This window comes from Bacillus sp. FSL R5-0416, from assembly GCF_037975425.1.
In the GTDB taxonomy this organism is placed as follows: Bacteria; Bacillota; Bacilli; order Bacillales; family Bacillaceae; genus Bacillus; species Bacillus subtilis.
This window is the reverse complement of the sequence record NZ_CP150252.1, coordinates 3,731,139-3,748,418: the sequence shown is the minus strand read 5'-3', so window position 1 is coordinate 3,748,418 and position 17,280 is coordinate 3,731,139. Positions and strand designations below refer to the sequence as shown.

19 protein-coding genes are annotated in these 17,280 nt (G+C 43.7%); 16 read left to right on the top strand and 3 right to left on the bottom strand.

All coding sequences use genetic code 11. From position 1 onward, the window contains the following. Positions 1 to 51 precede the first annotated feature (51 nt). Positions 52 to 690 carry a class A sortase gene (locus NYE20_RS19790; protein WP_032727025.1) on the top strand — a complete coding sequence of 213 codons (639 nt, stop codon included), beginning with the start codon at positions 52 to 54 and terminating at the stop codon, positions 688 to 690. Positions 691 to 816: 126 nt separating this feature from the next. Here NYE20_RS19790 and NYE20_RS19785 read toward each other — a convergent pair whose 3' ends face one another. After that, the gene (locus NYE20_RS19785; protein WP_003227794.1) at positions 817 to 1,227 is read right to left on the bottom strand and encodes a YwpF-like family protein; all 411 of its coding nucleotides are present in this window, start codon (positions 1,225 to 1,227) and stop codon (positions 817 to 819) included. A gap of 174 nt (positions 1,228 to 1,401) precedes the next feature. Here NYE20_RS19785 and ywpG point away from each other — a divergent pair, with 174 nt between their 5' ends. The 4 genes from ywpG (at position 1,402) to ywpJ (ending at position 4,067) form a co-directional block, all read left to right on the top strand. Beyond that, the gene (gene ywpG, locus NYE20_RS19780; RefSeq protein ID WP_003227796.1) at positions 1,402 to 1,785 is read left to right on the top strand and encodes a DynA interaction protein YwpG; all 384 of its coding nucleotides are present in this window, start codon (positions 1,402 to 1,404) and stop codon (positions 1,783 to 1,785) included. A 76-nt stretch (positions 1,786 to 1,861) separates the two neighbouring features. After that, a complete protein-coding gene (gene ssbB, locus NYE20_RS19775) occupies positions 1,862 to 2,203 on the top strand; it encodes a single-stranded DNA-binding protein SsbB (protein ID WP_014478203.1) in 342 nt (113 codons plus the stop codon). Positions 2,204 to 2,427: 224 nt separating this feature from the next. Then, positions 2,428 to 3,204, top strand: a complete 777-nt coding sequence (gene glcR / locus NYE20_RS19770) for a transcriptional regulator GlcR (RefSeq protein WP_003244075.1) — start codon at positions 2,428 to 2,430, stop codon at positions 3,202 to 3,204. A 5-nt stretch (positions 3,205 to 3,209) separates the two neighbouring features. After that, positions 3,210 to 4,067, top strand: a complete 858-nt coding sequence (ywpJ, locus tag NYE20_RS19765) for a phosphatase YwpJ (RefSeq protein WP_095252517.1) — start codon at positions 3,210 to 3,212, stop codon at positions 4,065 to 4,067. Between the two features lie 127 nt (positions 4,068 to 4,194). Here the strand turns inward: ywpJ and NYE20_RS19760 are convergent, their stop codons facing one another. Together NYE20_RS19760 and NYE20_RS19755 are read right to left on the bottom strand one after the other, a co-directional pair. Further along, complete coding sequence (locus tag NYE20_RS19760) at positions 4,195 to 6,963, bottom strand: DEAD/DEAH box helicase (protein ID WP_064671494.1); 2,769 nt, start codon at positions 6,961 to 6,963, stop codon at positions 4,195 to 4,197. Next, positions 6,950 to 8,560, bottom strand: a complete 1,611-nt coding sequence (locus NYE20_RS19755; RefSeq protein WP_064671495.1) for an SWIM zinc finger family protein — start codon at positions 8,558 to 8,560, stop codon at positions 6,950 to 6,952. Before NYE20_RS19755 ends, NYE20_RS19760 begins: the two co-directional genes overlap by 14 nt. Before the next feature lie 203 nt (positions 8,561 to 8,763). Here NYE20_RS19755 and NYE20_RS19750 point away from each other — a divergent pair, with 203 nt between their 5' ends. From NYE20_RS19750 to NYE20_RS19700, 11 genes are all read left to right on the top strand, one after another. Continuing rightward, positions 8,764 to 8,907, top strand: a complete 144-nt coding sequence (locus NYE20_RS19750) for a hypothetical protein (RefSeq protein WP_003242876.1) — start codon at positions 8,764 to 8,766, stop codon at positions 8,905 to 8,907. A gap of 233 nt (positions 8,908 to 9,140) precedes the next feature. After that, positions 9,141 to 9,887, top strand: a complete 747-nt coding sequence (tkmA, locus tag NYE20_RS19745) for a protein-tyrosine kinase activator TkmA (RefSeq protein ID WP_041850438.1) — start codon at positions 9,141 to 9,143, stop codon at positions 9,885 to 9,887. Next, the gene (gene ptkA / locus NYE20_RS19740) at positions 9,877 to 10,593 is read left to right on the top strand and encodes a tyrosine-protein kinase PtkA (RefSeq protein ID WP_015714839.1); all 717 of its coding nucleotides are present in this window, start codon (positions 9,877 to 9,879) and stop codon (positions 10,591 to 10,593) included. Before tkmA ends, ptkA begins: the two co-directional genes overlap by 11 nt. 48 nt (positions 10,594 to 10,641) lie before the next feature. Further along, positions 10,642 to 11,406, top strand: a complete 765-nt coding sequence (locus NYE20_RS19735) for a tyrosine-protein phosphatase (protein WP_021480777.1) — start codon at positions 10,642 to 10,644, stop codon at positions 11,404 to 11,406. Between the two features lie 194 nt (positions 11,407 to 11,600). Continuing rightward, positions 11,601 to 12,923: a UDP-glucose 6-dehydrogenase UglF gene (gene uglF, locus NYE20_RS19730; RefSeq protein ID WP_072173792.1), complete on the top strand. Its 1,323-nt coding sequence runs from the start codon at positions 11,601 to 11,603 to the stop codon at positions 12,921 to 12,923. Positions 12,924 to 13,126: 203 nt separating this feature from the next. Next, a complete protein-coding gene (locus tag NYE20_RS19725) occupies positions 13,127 to 13,912 on the top strand; it encodes a YwqG family protein (RefSeq protein ID WP_161621167.1) in 786 nt (261 codons plus the stop codon). A 69-nt stretch (positions 13,913 to 13,981) separates the two neighbouring features. Further along, positions 13,982 to 14,089, top strand: a complete 108-nt coding sequence (locus NYE20_RS19720; RefSeq protein WP_124047866.1) for a hypothetical protein — start codon at positions 13,982 to 13,984, stop codon at positions 14,087 to 14,089. Positions 14,090 to 14,305: 216 nt separating this feature from the next. Continuing rightward, positions 14,306 to 14,728 carry a DUF5082 family protein gene (locus tag NYE20_RS19715; RefSeq protein ID WP_161621168.1) on the top strand — a complete coding sequence of 141 codons (423 nt, stop codon included), beginning with the start codon at positions 14,306 to 14,308 and terminating at the stop codon, positions 14,726 to 14,728. A gap of 9 nt (positions 14,729 to 14,737) precedes the next feature. Beyond that, positions 14,738 to 14,998 carry a YwqI/YxiC family protein gene (locus tag NYE20_RS19710; protein WP_003221757.1) on the top strand — a complete coding sequence of 87 codons (261 nt, stop codon included), beginning with the start codon at positions 14,738 to 14,740 and terminating at the stop codon, positions 14,996 to 14,998. An 18-nt stretch (positions 14,999 to 15,016) separates the two neighbouring features. Beyond that, positions 15,017 to 16,825, top strand: a complete 1,809-nt coding sequence (gene ywqJ, locus NYE20_RS19705) for an LXG family T7SS effector putative deaminase YwqJ (RefSeq protein ID WP_339183891.1) — start codon at positions 15,017 to 15,019, stop codon at positions 16,823 to 16,825. Then, positions 16,815 to 17,279, top strand: a complete 465-nt coding sequence (locus NYE20_RS19700; RefSeq protein WP_003243602.1) for a toxin-antitoxin system YwqK family antitoxin — start codon at positions 16,815 to 16,817, stop codon at positions 17,277 to 17,279. The genes ywqJ and NYE20_RS19700 overlap by 11 nt, the downstream gene beginning before the upstream one ends. Position 17,280 lies beyond the last annotated feature (1 nt).

Genomic DNA, 17,280 nt, shown 5'->3' with positions numbered 1-17,280 from the left:
GAAAGTGACACGGAGCGTTTTTAGAAGGATGCATAAGAAAGGGTTTTTTGCATGTACAAGAAAATGATCATTACGGTGTTCATCCTTTTCGGACTGCTGCTGATCTCTTCTCCTTATATCAAAGGTGGAATTATAGCTTATCTTAGCAAAAGCCAGAGTGAATCGGCCTTAACTGTGGAGCAGCTGAAAAAAAATAATGAGAGAGAAGCGGAATATGAATTTGATTCAATCGAGCCGCCTGAGTTGATGGATGCTGTAAAGGCCGGCTTTGATCACGATCAAAAAGCGGTTATCGGGCGGATAACAATTAAAAGTGTTGATCTGGAGCTTCCGATCGTAAAAGGCACAACCAATGAAAATCTTTTGATAGGGGCGGCAACAATGCGCCCGGATCAAAAAATGGGCGAGGGAAATTATCCGTTGGCGGGCCATCATTTGAAGCAAAAGAATCTCCTGTTCGGACCTCTGGAAAACATAAAAACAGGTGCACAAATTGTCATCACGGATTTTAAAAAGGATTATATCTATTCTGTAACATCTAAAGACATCATATCGGAAATGGATGCAGATGTAGTTGAGGAGACAAACAAAAAGGAGATTACGTTAATCACATGTGACAAGGCTGTCAAAACTGAAGGGCGCCTTGTTGTGAAAGGGGAATTGGTTGATTCTTTTGGCCATACAAATTAAATATGGAAAAGAAAAGCTGCCGTTCAAAACGGCAGCTTTTTTTCATGCAGAACATATCTATTCTAAATGTCTATTGTGATGCTCTTCGGTTCTGTGTCTGTTTTGGGGAACCATGCCCCCTCATATTTATAACTTTTGTTTAAATGCCTCAATGAGTTTTGTTCCTGTATAGCCCTCTTTTACAAGGGACTCGAGAATGGTTTCAGTGCCCTGCTGTTTTCTTGTGACCATTTGTCCGTAGAGTAAAACCTGAATGCTTTCTTCCAGCTTGACGATATTTTTCACTGCTGCTGTCAGCTGGGCGGGGCGATTGCTTTTTTTCGTGATCGTTACAAATACTTTGGCTTCAGATTGGCTGTTTTGAAGCTGTTCAAAAAAAGACAGATGTTCTTTCTGTACAAGCGCCTCAATCAGCCAGTGATTTTCACCGTCTTCTTTATTTATAATCAGTCCGTCAATAAGGGGAAACTGTTCAATTGATTGTTCTTCCTTGTCCACTCGTTCCACATTCAGGTCAACCAGTTTAAAGGTTTTCATTTCTTCTCACCCCGATTACTTCCAAAGTTTTCTTGCCTTCCATTATAACATAAACGTTTTCGAGGAAAAAATCCTGCAATGTTGGGGCTAAAGAATTTTGTATGAGCGAAACATTTAATAATTTCTATTTTTTCATTATACTGTAACTGACTATGGATTACGGAGAGATGTGGTATGAATCAATTTCGTTTAAAAGAAATTTATATTGACGGCGTTCCTTCTGAAAGTCATTTGATTCAAAAGGAAGTAACATATATGTTAAGCCGTAAAGAAGTGTTTGAGGTTCATCTGAACAAAAAAGGAAGAATAAGTTTTTTATACGAAACACAAGATGGCATGGAGCAGTATAAAATCAAGCTGTCAATGCCGGAAAAAAAATTGAGCTTTCAGTGGTTTGCGTGGGATGGCTCTTCCTATGTGCGCATGAATACGCAAAACTGGCTGACAAAGCAAATCTTTTTCCGTTTTTTAAAAAGTACATATTTCTTCAAAGGAAAAAAGCAAAAGATGTTTTTAGCTGAAGGAAAAATGAAAACGAAAGATAAAAACAGAGGCTGAAAGCCATTTTTAAGCGTTTTTCTTTTCTTGTTGCATCATTTACAATACATACAACCGCAAGGAGAGGAGGAATCGCATGTTCAATCAGGTCATGCTTGTCGGACGTCTTACAAAAGATCCTGATCTTCGCTACACTTCCGCCGGTGCGGCAGTTGCACATGTTACGCTCGCGGTGAACCGCAGCTTCAAGAATGCTTCAGGTGAAATCGAAGCTGATTACGTCAATTGCACACTTTGGAGAAAAACAGCTGAAAACACGGCGTTGTATTGCCAAAAAGGTTCTCTCGTCGGCGTAAGCGGACGGATTCAGACAAGAAGCTATGAAAACGCGGAAGGCGTTAACGTGTATGTAACAGAAGTGTTGGCTGACACTGTTCGTTTTATGGACCCTAAACCCCGGGAAAAAGCTGCTGATTGACACCCCCTGCTCCTCCCGTTATCTATCCATTCACTATTATCCGGATCTCCGCATCATCCCCTCAAAATTGACCAGTCGACCAGACTGGTTCTTTCTTTTTGTCCACTTAGGAAAAATTGGTTCTCTCGACGCATTTTTACTTAAAATCACTTATTAATATTGAATAAAATTAAATGGAAACTTATAATTACTTATAAATGATTGCTGAGAAAAGGAATGAGGGCGTGTACCAAGAAGAAAGATTAGTAGCGATTTTGGATTTTTTAAAACAGCATAACCGAATTACAACGGAGCAGATCTGTACGCTCCTGCAAGTATCAAGGGATACAGCACGACGAGATCTTGTGAAACTTGAGGAACAGAATGCCATCATCCGCACAAGAGGCGGCGCCATTTTGCCGACTGTGCATCAGAAAATTCAAAGCTATTCCGGCCGCCTGAAAACAGTGTCTGAGGAAAAAAATAAGATCGGCAGGCTTGCAGCATCGCTTATTCATGATGGTGACCGGGTGATTTTAGACGCCTCTACAACTGTTCAGGCATGTGCAAAGCATTTGAATGCGGTTGATTGTACGGTAATCACCAATTCGATTAATCTTGCGGATGTGCTGTCCGATAAAGAGGGAATTGAAATTTATCTGCTGGGAGGCAAGCTGGAAAAGGAGCACCGCTTTCTGTACGGGTCCTCTGTGATTGAAAAGCTCTCAAGCTACCATGTTGATAAAGCGCTGATTGGTGTGGTCGGTATTTCCGAACATGGCATTACAATTGCGCATGAAGAGGATGGCATGGTGAAGCGGAAAATGATACAGCAGGCAAAGCAGGTCATCGCGCTTGCAGATCATTCGAAGCTGGGCAGCACCAGTTTTTATCAGTATGCGGAGCTGAATGAAATCGACCTTTTGATTACAGACAGGCTGCCGAATCAGGCATTTTGTGACTTGCTTGACCGAAACGGCGTTGAGCTTCTCGTGACAGAGCAGGATGAAGGAAAGGACTGACAAACGTGAAATTAATTGCGATTGACTTAGATGGAACCTTACTCAACAGCAAGCATCAGGTAAGCTTGGAAAATGAAAACGCACTGCGGCAGGCGCAGCTGGACGGCATTGAAGTGGTGGTGTCAACTGGGCGCGCTCATTTTGACGTCATGTCAATCTTTGAACCGCTGGGGATCAAAACATGGGTCATCAGTGCAAACGGCGCCGTCATTCACGATCCCGACGGCAGGCTTTATCATCACGAAACGATTGATACGAAACGGGCGTATGACATTCTCTCATGGCTTGAGTCGGAAAACTATTATTATGAGGTATTCACAGGTTCAGCGATTTATACGCCGCAAAGCGGCAGAGAACTTCTTGATGTTGAGCTGGACAGATTCAGAAGCGCAAATCCGGAAGCGGATCTTTCTGTCCTTAAGCAGGCGGCCGAGGTGCAATACAGCCAATCGGGCTTTGCTTACATTAACTCCTTTCAAGAGCTGTTTGAAGCCGATGAGCCAATCGATTTTTATAATATTCTCGGCTTTTCTTTCTTCAAAGAAAAGCTTGAGGCAGGCTGGAAAAGATATGAGCATGCCGAAGATTTGACGCTTGTCAGTTCGGCTGAGCACAACTTTGAGCTTTCTTCCCGAAAAGCTTCCAAGGGGCAGGCGCTGAAGAGGCTTGCGGAACAGCTAAATATTCCGCTCGAGGAAACCGCGGCTGTAGGTGACAGTTTAAATGACAAATCGATGCTGGAGGCTGCGGGAAAAGGTGTAGCGATGGGCAATGCCCGGGAAGACATCAAATCGATAGCCGATGCTGTCACCTTAACCAATGACGAACACGGTGTCGCACATATGATGAAACATTTGCTGTAGGTATATGTGCTGCTCCAAAAGCGCATCCTGTTGATATAACCGGCGTAACGGATTTTTTGGAAATTCGGCGTGACGGCTATGAACGGAAAAAAGCTGGCTCTTTCAGAGCCAGCTTTTTTAGTCATGATTATTGCGCTGTTGCGCTTAATGTAAACAGTTCTTCGAGCTCCTGTGTGGAAAGCTCGGTAATCCAGTTTTCACTTTGGATAATTTGATCGTTCAGGGTTTGCTTGGATTCAAGCATGACATCAATTTTTTCTTCGATTGTTCCTGTCGTAATCATTTTATGAACGTGGACAAAGCGCTCCTGGCCTATGCGGTATGCACGGTCAGTCGCTTGATTTTCAACCGCCGGGTTCCACCATCTGTCATAATGGATGACGTGATTGGCGGCGGTCAAATTAAGTCCGGTGCCTCCAGCTTTGAGTGAAAGAATCAGTGTCGGATATTCTTTCCTTTGAAATTTCTCAACGAGTGTATCCCGCTCTTGCTTGGAGAGACTCCCATTTAAAAATTGCACAGGTTCCCCGAACGTTTTTTCAAGCAGCCGCTTCATCATGTTCCCCATCTGAATGTATTGCGTGAAAATCAGGCAGCTTTCGTTTTGGGCGCGGATCGCTGTCATCAGTTCCAGCAATTTTTCGAGCTTGACTGATCTGCCGGCCAGCAGCTCGGTTTGCTCTTCCTTTAAATAAAGCGCGGGATGATCGCATATTTGCTTAAGCCGTCCAAGCATGCTGAGGATCAGTGCTTTTCGCTGCATGCCGGTCAGGGATGTCATATGGTCAAAAGTGTCTTTGACGAGCTGCTCATAAAGGGATGCCTGCTCGGCTGACAGCGGGATAAATTCTTTTTCTTCCAGCTTCTCAGGAAGATTAAGCGCGACCTCTTCATCCCGTTTCGTCCGGCGGAGAAGGAATGGCCGGATTAATTGCTGAAGCTGTCCGATTCTCTTTTCGTCCCGGTCTTTTTCGATCGGCAGCACATAGCGTTTATGGAAGCCGGTCAAACTGCCGAGGTAGCCTTTATTCATGAAGTCAAAAATAGACCACAGCTCAGTCAGTCGGTTTTCCATCGGCGTGCCGCTCAGCGCGATATGGTGAAGACCCTTCAGCTTCCTGATTGCGCGTGACTGCTTCGTATGCGCGTTTTTAATATTTTGCGCTTCATCAAGGCAGATCGTGTTCCATGTCACAGAAGAAAGCTCTTCAGTATCGGCATGTGACAGTCCATATGAAGTGAGCACCACGTCTGCGTTTTCATAATGCGCTGCGAAATCATCACCCTTTGGCCGGCGCGGCCCATAATGGAGCGCGACAGACAGATCAGGGGCAAAGGTTTGAAGCTCCCGCTGCCAGTTGCCAAGTACGGATGTCGGCGCAATAATCAAATGAGGCGTTTTTTGCCGGCCTATTTCCTTCACGTGAAGGAAATAGGCGATCATTTGAATCGTTTTCCCAAGCCCCATATCGTCAGCCAGACAGGCGCCAAAACCGCTTTCCCGCAGAAACAGCAGCCAGTTCATGCCGTATTTCTGATAAGGGCGGAGCGTTCCTTTGAAAGAAGGACTGACTTCGTGCTCCGGCAGGTTTTCCGCGGCAGTGAGCTTTCGAATCAGTGACCTGAGCTGTTTAGACAGATCAAACTGAATGCCGGCGAAAGCGGATGTATCAATCAGATCCGAATCCTCAAGTCCGCCATCCTGCTGATCCATTAGCTCACGCGCCAGAATATCAGACATGTGGAGTCCCTCTGATTCTGCTTTTTCCATCAGGCGTTTCATCTGTTTGATAAACTGCGGATCGATTTTAACCCATTGCCCGCGGATATTAACAAGGCGCCTGTTGCTGGCGACAAGCTCATTAAATTCAGCCTCAGTCAGTTCAATTCCATTTGTCGCAAACCGCCAGTTAAAATCAAGCAGTGCATTCATGCCGACAAATGACTCGCCGCGCGGGGAGGACGACACCTTTGCTTTCAGCATCATGTTGCTGTCTCTGACAATCTGCCACCAGGACGGCAGGAGGATTTCTACCCCCATATCGACAAGCGCCTCACTTGCTTCTGACAGGAAGATCCAGGCTTCTTCCTCCGAGATCAGCGTTGTCCCGGAATCAAACGACAGCCACGGAACCGTTCTGTGAAAGCGGTCCTGCTCACGCGCGATTTTATCGCTGTACGCCTGCCACGATTTTTTGAGGCTCTTCAGTCCGTCAAAGAATTCTACAGCACCGCTCTTTTTATCGCGTAAAAACATCTCGATCTTCCATTCGTCTCCGTCAAAGTCCGGTTCATTTAAGCGCAAGCCGACAGTAAATGGAGATTGGTCGTCAATCCAGCCAATGCCTTCCAGAAAATCCTCTTCATCAAGAAAATGGCCGCGGAATGTCGTAACCGCAGGCGATTTCTCCTTGATATGTTCCCATTTCTCCCGCAGGTCATCGTCGTACTGGATGTAATCCTGTACGGCAGCGGAAAACCATTCCGCAGTAAAGCCCTCCAGTATATTATCGCGGTCCTTCCAGCGAAAAACACCGTTTGTCCATGCGTCATAGTCAGGCATAAAATCGCCGTCCGCGATAAATTCATAGATGGTCGATGCCGCCTCGATCAGCGGCTCCGTTTCTTCTGTAAGCTGCACGGAGCTGAATGAGTTGAACGAGTTTTTGCCGAGAAGCTCTACAGTCATCCATGGAGATAGCAGGACAGCAGTCGTCCCGATGAAGCTGACATCCTCTAGAAAGGTTCCGTAAAATGAGGATTCATGCCATTGGAACAAATGCTTTTTCATATGGTTGTAGGGAAGAGGCTGCTCATTCTCATCAAAGGCTGAGAGCGTAAATGACCCATCTTCCATTTGTTCGACGTGGATGAGAATTTCTTTAAGACTCGCCATCAATCAACTTTCCTTTCTGCAGTTCTTCTTGAAGCGCACGCAGGCGCTTGTAATGCGAGCTCAGCAGCTGAATATACCGCTCCCACACCTTCTGCTTTTTCGCTTTTTTGTACAGGGTGCGCAATTTTTTCAAATACCGGGCGGCTTCCTTGTACGAGCTGCGGTTCTTCTGATCAATGAAAAAAGCCACTTCTCTATGGTAAGCCGGTATAAGCGCCTCAGGGTCGCTCGCTGCAATTTCCTTGAGCATCATTTTATCCATTTCATTGATGGAAAAGCCGACAAGGCTATGAATTTCAATCCACTCGGCATAGCGTTTTTTTTCATATAAATGATGGCTGTATTCTGTGAACGTATACGGCAGACAGCCCGCGGCAAAGCGTTCAAACAGCGCTTGATCATTGGTTTGCTTCACATAGGCATTCAACAGAAGGAACAGCTCGCCGATCACATCGCGAATCTCTTTAAACGGCTTATCCAGCTTCGTATAACCCATCGCAATTGGTTCAATTTGCTGGTACCATATTTTAAGCCGTTTCCAGTCCTTCTTGGCAGTCATTTCACTCAGCCATTGGAATGTATAAGGGAGCGCTTCTGGCGGGAATTGATCCGCTTCCGCAAAAATAACGTCATCATTCTTTTGCAGGAATTCTAAATGCAGGCGCCCGAATTGCAATTCGGGAGAAAAACGCCGTCCTGCTTCTTTTTTCAATATCTCCTGTTCGCGTGCCACCCATTTTGGCCGCGACAGCAGCGCACTCCAAATTTCACCGAAGACGCGGATGCGTTCATATTGGAAAATTTCTTCTTTCAACAGCAAATGCCGGATAACATCCGGTGTTTTATCCAAAAACGGATCAAGCGCAAAAGACAGCGCGTACGTTTTTAATTTATCAATAGAGCTGTAGATTGTATCCATCAGCTGTTCAACGTACGGATTGAGGGAATAAAAATCTTGTTCGGGGTTCAGCTTGCCCGCTTCAATCAATGTGAACATGCGAAGCCAAACCGCAATCGCGGAATGAATCTGGTACAGGCTTTTCAGCTCCGGCTTGTTCGGCGCATGTTTTTTTAATGCGGACAGGTAGCCGTAATAGAGGCCCTGCATGTTTTGGCTGCCTTCTGGCGTACGTGCCTGCCAGAGAGAAAACTCTGAATCAAAAAAAGCAAGCCAGCTTGAAAGCGATTCTTCATTAGGCAGCACCTTTTCCTGAAACTGGCGGCGGACGAGCTCTTTGCTTTCCTCAAGCTTTTCCCTCTCGAGCCAATACTCTGTAAAAGTACCCACTCGCTCGAACATTGCATATACATATAAAAACACAGCCAGCATATGGCGGCAGATTCTTCCGGACGGACATGAACAGCCGCTTTTGACTATGACAAACAAGTTCAATGTGACCCGCACAGGCACAACATCCTGCACGTAAGCCGTAACTTCCGTCGGACTCACTGCTTGTAAACGATAGACTGAATCCTGCCGATATAAAATAAGGGCTTTTTTGATCAGCTGAACATTTTCCTCATTGTAAGGAAGAAGTTCTTTTAACTGTTCAGCAGATGCCAGCACATCGTCTTTGGAAATCATATTCTGAAGCATGATTATCGCTCCTAACCGAGTCACGTAATAAAAAGATCCAATTTCTCTATTATATCGCAACACATCGGCCTTAAAAAGTTTTTCCTAAAAAAGGACATAAAAAATGGGATGTGTCGAATGATGTATTAGAGATTGCAAATTGATAACCAGCATCATATAATAATCGTGTTTTCAACTTAATGGAAGCTGAAAGGAATAAAAAGATGAGTGAAAAGAAATTGAATCAAGAAGAATTTCTGAAAATTTTGATGCATGCACATGAAATTGGTGAGCAGTCATCTGAGATGACGACGAAGGAAATGCTTGAAAATTTGATTTCTCATATTAAAAATGGATATGCAACATAAAAATCCCGCACGCCTTTAGCGGGATTTTTTTATGCGAGATGATGTGACTGCACGAATAAGAGAAAATGAGACAGCACTGTCAACACAGTAAATACAGCGCTTACATAAAAAGTACTAACATAACGCATTGTAAAAAAATGTCGAATTATGTCACGTGAAAAGCTGGAGAAATGCGGTTTCAACGTTGTATAATCGTAGATGGAAAAGGATGTTATAAGAGATTTGGAGGTATCATGGGAGAATCTACAAGCTTAAAAGAGATATTATCAACGTTAACAAAACGCATACTTTTGATTATGATTGTAACCGCGGCTGCCACTGCTGCCGGCGGACTCATTAGTTTCTTCGCACTTACACCCATCTATGAAAATTCAACTCAGATTCTGGTCAACCAATCGAAAAATGAACGAAAAGAAGTCCAATTTAACGATGTCCAAACCAATCTTCAGTTAATCAATACGTACAATGTCATCATTAAGAGCCCTGCCATCTTAGATGAAGTCATTAAAGAAATGGGCCTGTCGATGACATCCCAAGAACTGAATGACAAAATTACCGTATCCAGCGAACAGGACTCCCAAGTGGTCAACATATCAGTCAGGGATGAAAACGCGGAAACCGCGGCTCATATTGCCAATACTATAGCATCTGTTTTTCAAGACAAAATCACATCCATTATGAATGTTGACAATGTCAGCATTCTGTCAAAAGCCGAGGTTTCAGAACATCCGTCCCCTGTATCGCCAAAGCCGCTTCTAAACATTGCCATCGCGTTTGCGGCCGGATTGGCGGGAAGCATCGGACTGGCCTTCCTGCTTGAGCATTTGGATAATACGATCAAATCGGAAGAGCAGCTCGAATCCTTGCTGGACATACCTGTTTTAGGGACAGTTTCCACCATTGCGAATGAGCAGAAAACAGCAAAGACCTTACAGGGTTTCCAATCTGAAAAAACGGGGAGTGGACATTTTGGCACTTAGAAAAAGCAGAGACTCGCGGATGCGGAGAAATGTCATTGCAATGACAGAGCCGAAATCCTTGAACTCTGAACAATATCGGACAATTCGCACGAATATAGAATTTGCTTCAGTGGACCGGCAAATGAAATCAGTCATGATTACATCGGCTTGTCCGGGGGAAGGAAAATCAACAACGGCCGCCAATCTGGCTGTCGTATTCGCCCAACAGGGAAAAAAAGTGCTCCTGATTGATGCTGATTTGCGAAAACCAACAGTACATACGGCCTTTTTTCTTGAAAATACGGTTGGCTTAACATCTGTTTTATTAAAGAAAAGCTCTATGGAGCAGGCTGTACAAGCATCGAATGAAAAACATCTTGACGTGCTGACGAGCGGCCCGATCCCGCCAAACCCGGCCGAGCTTCTCTCCTCGAAGTGGATGAAGGAGCTTGCATACGAAGCGTGTGCGGCATATGATATGGTCATTTTTGATACGCCGCCTATTCTTGCCGTAGCAGATGCACAGATTTTAGGCAACGTGGCAGACGGTTCTGTTCTGGTTATTTCAAGTGGGAAAACAGAAAAAGAACAAGCCGCAAAAGCGAAAGAGGCGCTTGAAACGTGCAAAAGCAAGCTCCTTGGGGCGATTATGAACGGCAAAAAGCTTTCGAAGCACTCTGAATACGGATATTACGGAAACAAGGACAATTTCATGCAAAATAAATAACGTGCATCGTGCCCGTTATTTATTTTTGCGAAAAAAGGGGGCTAGGACATGATCGATATTCACTGTCACATTCTTCCCGCATTGGATGACGGGGCAGGTGATTCGGCCGACAGCATAGAAATGGCAAGAGCCGCTGTTCGTCAGGGAATCCGGACGATCATTGCGACACCTCATCATAACAACGGTGTGTATAAAAACGAGCCAGCCGCAGTCAGAGAAGCAGCAAATCAGTTAAACAAACGTTTAATCAAAGAAGACATTCCTTTACATGTGCTTCCGGGACAGGAAATCAGAATCTACGGCGAGGTGGAACAAGACCTTGCCAAACAGCAGCTGCTTTCGCTGAATGATACAAAACACATCTTGATTGAGTTTCCGTTTGATCACGTTCCCCGATATGCGGAGCAGCTTTTTTATGATTTGCAGCTGAAAGGATATATTCCGGTTATCGCCCATCCTGAACGCAACAGGGAAATTCGCGAAAACCCGTCTTTGCTGTATCATCTTGTGGAAAAAGGAGCAGCATCTCAGATTACTTCAGGAAGTCTTGCGGGGACCTTCGGCAAGCAGCTGAAAGCATTTTCTCTCCGGCTGGTTGAAGCCAATTTGATCCATTTCGTAGCCTCAGATGCCCATAATGTGAAAACGAGAAATTTTCACACTCAAGAGGCTCTTTATGTTCTAGAGAAAGAATTCGGCTCGGAACTTCCTTATATGCTGACGGAAAATGCAGAGCTTCTTCTGCGGAATCAGACCATCTTCAGACAGCCTCCGCAACCGGTCAAAAGAAGAAAATTGTTTGGTCTTTTTTAACAGCCGATTCTCATTTCACCACTTTCTTTTTGAGAGCGATATAATAGTGTATTGTATGGTTGAATCACATTTCAGAAATCTGTACAGGCTGTACCCGACAGGCTATGCGGGAGATCATTCGCATTCATGATAGGATGTTCTCATACGATATTACGGAAGCTGCAAAGCAGCAATTTAACTGTTGGAGGGAAACAATGAATATAACAGTCATCGGAACAGGCTATGTCGGTCTTGTGACAGGTGTTTCTCTTTCTGAGATTGGACATCATGTAACCTGCATTGATATTGACGCTCACAAGATTGATGAAATGAGAAAGGGCATTTCCCCCATATTTGAACCAGGTCTTGAAGAGCTGATGAGAAAAAATACAGCTGATGGACGGCTGAACTTTGAAACGAGCTATGAGAAAGGCTTGGCACAGGCAGACATCATTTTTATAGCGGTCGGCACACCGCAGAAAAGCGACGGGCACGCCAATCTGGAGCAAATTACAGATGCGGCCAAACGCATCGCAAAGCATGTCAAACGAGATACAGTCGTGGTAACGAAAAGCACAGTGCCCGTTGGGACAAACGATTTGATTAATGGACTGATCACTGAACATCTAGCGGAGCCTGTCAGTATTTCGGTCGCATCCAATCCGGAATTTTTGCGTGAGGGGTCGGCGATCTATGATACCTTTCATGGTGACAGGATCGTGATCGGGACGGCCGATGAGAAAACAGCAAATACGCTGGAGGAGCTTTTCCGTCCGTTTCAAATCCCGATATACCAAACGGATATCAGAAGCGCCGAGATGATCAAATATGCCTCAAATGCTTTTCTGGCCACTAAGATCAGTTTTATAAACGAAATTTCGAATATATGTGAAAAGGTCGGCGCCGATATTGAAGCAGTCGCGTACGGGATGGGACAGGATAAGCGGATCGGGAGCCAGTTTTTGAAAGCGGGCATAGGCTACGGCGGCTCTTGTTTTCCAAAGGACACAAACGCCCTCGTGCAAATTGCCGGCAATGTCGAGCATGATTTTGAACTGCTGAAATCGGTTATCAAAGTCAACAACAATCAGCAGGCGATGCTGGTTGATAAAGCGCTGAACAGGCTCGGCGGGGTGACGGGAAAAACGATTGCCCTTTTAGGCCTGTCATTTAAACCGAATACCGACGATATGAGAGAAGCGCCGTCAATTGTTATTGCAGACCGTCTCGCTGCGCTCGACGCCCGTATTAGAGCCTACGATCCCATTGCAGTTAGCCATGCAAAGCATGTTCTCCCGCAAGCTGTTGAATATAAAGAGACGATCGAGGAAGCTGTCAAAGGTTCTGACGCCGTCATGATTTTAACCGACTGGGCTGACATTAAACAATTTCCGTTAGCGGCTTATCAGGATTTGATGGAAACGCCGCTCATATTTGACGGCAGAAACTGCTACACATTGGATGAGGCTTTGGCTTCAGGAGTGGAGTATTATTCTGTCGGACGGAAGGCGGTTGTTCCGTCAGGTGCAATTCAATAGTTGAAAAAGAAAGGCTGGTTGCGCACCAGTCTTTTTTTCATCTATTGCGGGGTGCTGAATACATTTGCTACTATTTAACTATTGTTTGGAAAATTATGCAGAAGTAGGGCTTCTTTAAACATTCGTTTGAAAAACATTAGAAGAAAACCAGAAAATAAAACCTTCCAAAAATAATTGGAGATGCCGGAAAAGGAGAGAATCTGATGAATCATCTACCCGAAAAAATGAGACCGTACCGCGACTTGCTGGAGAAATCAGCGAAAGAATACGTGAAACTGAATGTGAGAAAAGGGAAAACAGGACGATATGACAGCAAAATTGCCGGTGATCCCTATTTCCCCAAGCATGAAACATACCCGACTGATGAAAATGGACAGCCAATGAAGCTTCTGGCACAGATTAATTTCTCGCACATTCCCCAGCTTGACGGCTACCCTTCTTCAGGTATCCTGCAGTTCTACATTTCTGTTCATGATGACGTCTATGGATTGAATTTTGACGATCGATGTGAACAAAAGAATTTTAGAGTGATCTATTTTGAAAATATCATAGAAAACGAAGACGACCTTGTTTCTGATTTTTCATTTATTGGCACAGGCGAATGTGATTTTCCGATTTTATCAGAAGCGGCAGTCGAGCCTGTGAAATCTTCGGAATGGGTGCTGCCTACAGATTTTCAATTTGAGCAGTATACAGGCATGGAAACAATGGAGTTCTTTGGTCAGTTCGGCGAGGATGAAGAAGACATTTATAATGAACTGGCTGAAAACGGATTTGGCCATAAAATTGGCGGATACGCTTCTTTTACCCAGCATGATCCCCGGGAATACGCATATAAAGAACACACCATCATGCTTTTACAAATTGATTCAGACGATGATATCGATTCAATGTGGGGAGACGTCGGCATCGCCAATTTTTTCATCACACCTGAAGATCTAAGGAAAAAAGACTTTTCAAACGTTCTGTACAACTGGGACTGCAGCTAATACAAGCTTTTGATCCAAAGGGTCACACCTGATGCCAATAGGATCAGCAACGGAAATAATATAAGCCAAATGACAAAATCAGACGTGGCCGAACTGATGAAGAACATAAACATGAACAGAGGCAGATCAACAACATCTGCCTCTTTCAAGTGCCTTTATAACTATGACATTAGGTGATTTCATTTTATAAAACGCTTTTATTAGCTGTATAACGAACAAAAACAAGATCAAATACCTACATTTCAAGAGCGTTATATGCCTAAATTAAGCCATTTACCCTATTTAAGCCGCCTTCTGGCTATTTTAAAATATAATATATGGAAATAAAGTATGGAAAAGTCTATCTTCATCAGCCCCTCCATACGACTTTTTGAGTATTAAGAGGTGATTCAGATGGGTTATGAAAGTATGCTGGCGGATATCAAAAGTTCGCTCAACGGAAAAATTTCCGACGTGGAAGACAAGATCGAAAAACTGAAAAAAGCAAAAAAGGACATAGACACACTGCAAGAAGAGGCAATCACTGAAATCAAAGAAATTGTGAAACCTGAATTGGGCCAGCACTGGACGGGAACAAAAGCCGATGATTTCGACAAGGGAAGAGAAGAGGCGAAATCGGAAGCATCTAAGATTGTGAATGATAAATATAACGAGTATATGGCTTCGATTAACGGGAAAATTTTTGATCTTGAATGGGATAAAGCTAAATATGCATCGGAATTGTTCATAGCAAATGGTGCAGCAGATCTTCTTAAAAAGGGAGAAGAGTTCGCGGAAGAAGTCGGAAATACAATTAGTAAACTAAAATGGTGGTGATCTTTTTTTATGTCAGAAATTAAGCTGAAGTACGACACAGTCATCAAAACATTAGATTCTGTCAAAGATGCGCTTGCTGACGTATCAATCGGCGCCGCAGGATCCAACGGAAAAAACAGCCTCGATTATACGAAAAAATACCATGAGCGTGAGGAGAACATCAAAACCATGCTCGGAGATTACAAAAAAGCGGTACAGAAAAATATCGAGGATACAAAGGATAATGTAGATTCACTCAAAGAGCAGGACGAGGCGATAGCGGTAAAATAGAAAAGAAAGGGCAGTGCGATGAGCAAAGTATTTGAATCTAAATCTTTAATCGAAGAAGCGAAGAGCAGAAAAAAGCAATATGAGACGCTTGAGGAGCAGCTGAATACGCTGAAAAAAGCGTTTCAGGGAGTTGCAGATTTAGGCGATAATTTTAAAGGAAAAGGCGCGGACAATATTAAAGATTTTTTTCAGGGACAGGCGGAAATCGTAGACAGCTGGCTGACGCTTGTCTCTGCTCAAATTGCGTTTTTAAATGGCATTTCAGGAGATATTAAAGATCAAGAACTGAATGATTCATATGTGGAAACTTCTTTTTTGGATCATGAGCTGCCCAATGGAGACCTGAAAGCCTCAGAGATTGTCTCCGCTCATAAAGAAGAAATCGATTCTATTTTGTCAGGCATCAGCGATATTATTGACCTCGACATGTATACGCTTGACGACTATGCAGATAAGATGGGCGATGCCCAAAAAATCAGACGTGACACGATCACAGCTGTCGATAAGCTTGATGAATCCCTGACAACTGAATATCAAAATTTAGAATCTCTGGACAACGCAGTGCTCACCAAATATTCCGTTCTCATGCAGGCCATCAGCAATGGGAAGAGCGCTTCTCCTATGTACTATGACAAAAAAGCCTTCCACAGCAATGAAGTCTACAAAAGCGTCATTGAAGTAGAAAATCAAGGAACAACCTATATCGATGCAAAAACCCAGCAAGCAGAAGCAAGACGGCTCCAGGAAAAAGCCGAGGAAGAAGCAAACAAACCGTGGTACGAAAAAACATGGGATGGAGTTTGCAACTTTACTGGAGAAGTCACTGGCTATTATGATTATAAAAGAGCAACCGAAGGCGTTGATCCGGTTACCGGAGAAAAACTCTCCACCGCAGAGCGTGTGACAGCAGGAGCTATGGCCGCTGCCGGATTCATACCAGTCGTCGGCTGGGCAGGCCGGGCCTTCAAAGGCGGAAAAGCCATCTACAAAACCGGAAAAGCAGCTATCGCTGCTGAACACGCATTAGACGCCTACAAAACAGGCAAATCCTTAGACATTCTCAAAATGACAGAAATGGGTGCATACGGCCTTGTTGCGTCAAACGGATTCTCAGAAGCCGTCACAGGACGGGATATGTTTGGAAACAAAGTGTCTGAGGAGAAGCGGAAGCAAGGGGCGCTCGAAGCTATTACTATGATTGGTGGAGCAGGATTGGCACACTACTTTGATCGGTTGTACCAAAAAAATGCTCCATATGTCAATAAAGTGAGTAATGAAAGCCTTATTAGCAATATTGCTAAGACTACTGAAGAAAAACAAACTAGGCTTCAATATTTAAGAAATAAGCATGGTGTATTGTCTAAAGAAGATCTTCACCATCGAATAAATCTAAGGGCAGAAGTACTAAACGAACTTAGTAGAATTAAATCTTCTGGTCTAACTAAAAAACAAAGAGGCCCTGCGGTAGCTGGTGTATTGGACAAAAAAACAGGCAATTATTATTTTGGAATAAACAATATAGATGGGAAGCCACCTAAGGTACTACATCCACTTATTCATGATAGAATTGTAAATATGCCTACAGAACTTAAAGAAGGTTATATAAAGACGTCAGGGGCGGGTTCTCATGCCGAAGTTAATGCTCTAAATGAAGCGTTACTTCAAAGACCTGATGCGGATTTAAAAGATTTAATGGTATATGTAGTAAGTGCTAGGAAAATAAATAAAAAGATGCCAGAAGGTGTCCCGATGCCTAGATGTCCACATTGTGAATATATAACTCAAAATACAAATTATATACCGGAGGCTTTAAAGTATGGAAAATGAATATGATATGAAGAGTATAAAAGAAAAGGGAGTGGACTTTGAGGATTTATGGTTCTCTTCGGTAAGTGATGAGATTTTAGATAATCCTGAAGACGAAAATGGCCAGCCGTTTACAGGGCTGGCTTACGAATTATATCCAAATGGTCAAATCATCTATTTTACTAAATATAAGAATGGTCTGGCTCATGGTTTAACATGTGAATTTTATGAAAACGGGAATAAAAAAAGTGAAAAAGAATACCGATATGGGCAATTGCACGGTATAAGCATAATTTGGTTTGAAAATGGCAGGAAAAAAAGTGAGCAACAGTATGAGCATTCCATACTAATTTCTGAAAAGAATTGGGATGAAGAAGGCAATCTATTAAATAAGTACGAGATAGATACAGATAGTCCTCATTTTGAAATACTAGAATCGAGAAGAGAGACTCACATTAATTTAGGTCGAGAGTGAG

Coding starts and splice junctions, on each gene's coding strand:
- NYE20_RS19790 (WP_032727025.1), top strand. CDS start 52: ATGTACAAGAAAATGATCATTACGGTGTTCATCCTTTTCGGACTGCTG.
- NYE20_RS19785 (WP_003227794.1), bottom strand. CDS start 1,227: ATGAAAACCTTTAAACTGGTTGACCTGAATGTGGAACGAGTGGACAAG.
- ywpG (WP_003227796.1), top strand. CDS start 1,402: ATGAATCAATTTCGTTTAAAAGAAATTTATATTGACGGCGTTCCTTCT.
- ssbB (WP_014478203.1), top strand. CDS start 1,862: ATGTTCAATCAGGTCATGCTTGTCGGACGTCTTACAAAAGATCCTGAT.
- NYE20_RS19760 (WP_064671494.1), bottom strand. CDS start 6,963: ATGGCGAGTCTTAAAGAAATTCTCATCCACGTCGAACAAATGGAAGAT.
- NYE20_RS19755 (WP_064671495.1), bottom strand. CDS start 8,560: ATGCTTCAGAATATGATTTCCAAAGACGATGTGCTGGCATCTGCTGAA.
- NYE20_RS19750 (WP_003242876.1), top strand. CDS start 8,764: ATGAGTGAAAAGAAATTGAATCAAGAAGAATTTCTGAAAATTTTGATG.
- tkmA (WP_041850438.1), top strand. CDS start 9,141: ATGGGAGAATCTACAAGCTTAAAAGAGATATTATCAACGTTAACAAAA.
- NYE20_RS19735 (WP_021480777.1), top strand. CDS start 10,642: ATGATCGATATTCACTGTCACATTCTTCCCGCATTGGATGACGGGGCA.
- uglF (WP_072173792.1), top strand. CDS start 11,601: ATGAATATAACAGTCATCGGAACAGGCTATGTCGGTCTTGTGACAGGT.
- NYE20_RS19725 (WP_161621167.1), top strand. CDS start 13,127: ATGAATCATCTACCCGAAAAAATGAGACCGTACCGCGACTTGCTGGAG.
- NYE20_RS19720 (WP_124047866.1), top strand. CDS start 13,982: ATGACAAAATCAGACGTGGCCGAACTGATGAAGAACATAAACATGAAC.
- NYE20_RS19715 (WP_161621168.1), top strand. CDS start 14,306: ATGGGTTATGAAAGTATGCTGGCGGATATCAAAAGTTCGCTCAACGGA.
- NYE20_RS19710 (WP_003221757.1), top strand. CDS start 14,738: ATGTCAGAAATTAAGCTGAAGTACGACACAGTCATCAAAACATTAGAT.
- ywqJ (WP_339183891.1), top strand. CDS start 15,017: ATGAGCAAAGTATTTGAATCTAAATCTTTAATCGAAGAAGCGAAGAGC.
- NYE20_RS19700 (WP_003243602.1), top strand. CDS start 16,815: ATGGAAAATGAATATGATATGAAGAGTATAAAAGAAAAGGGAGTGGAC.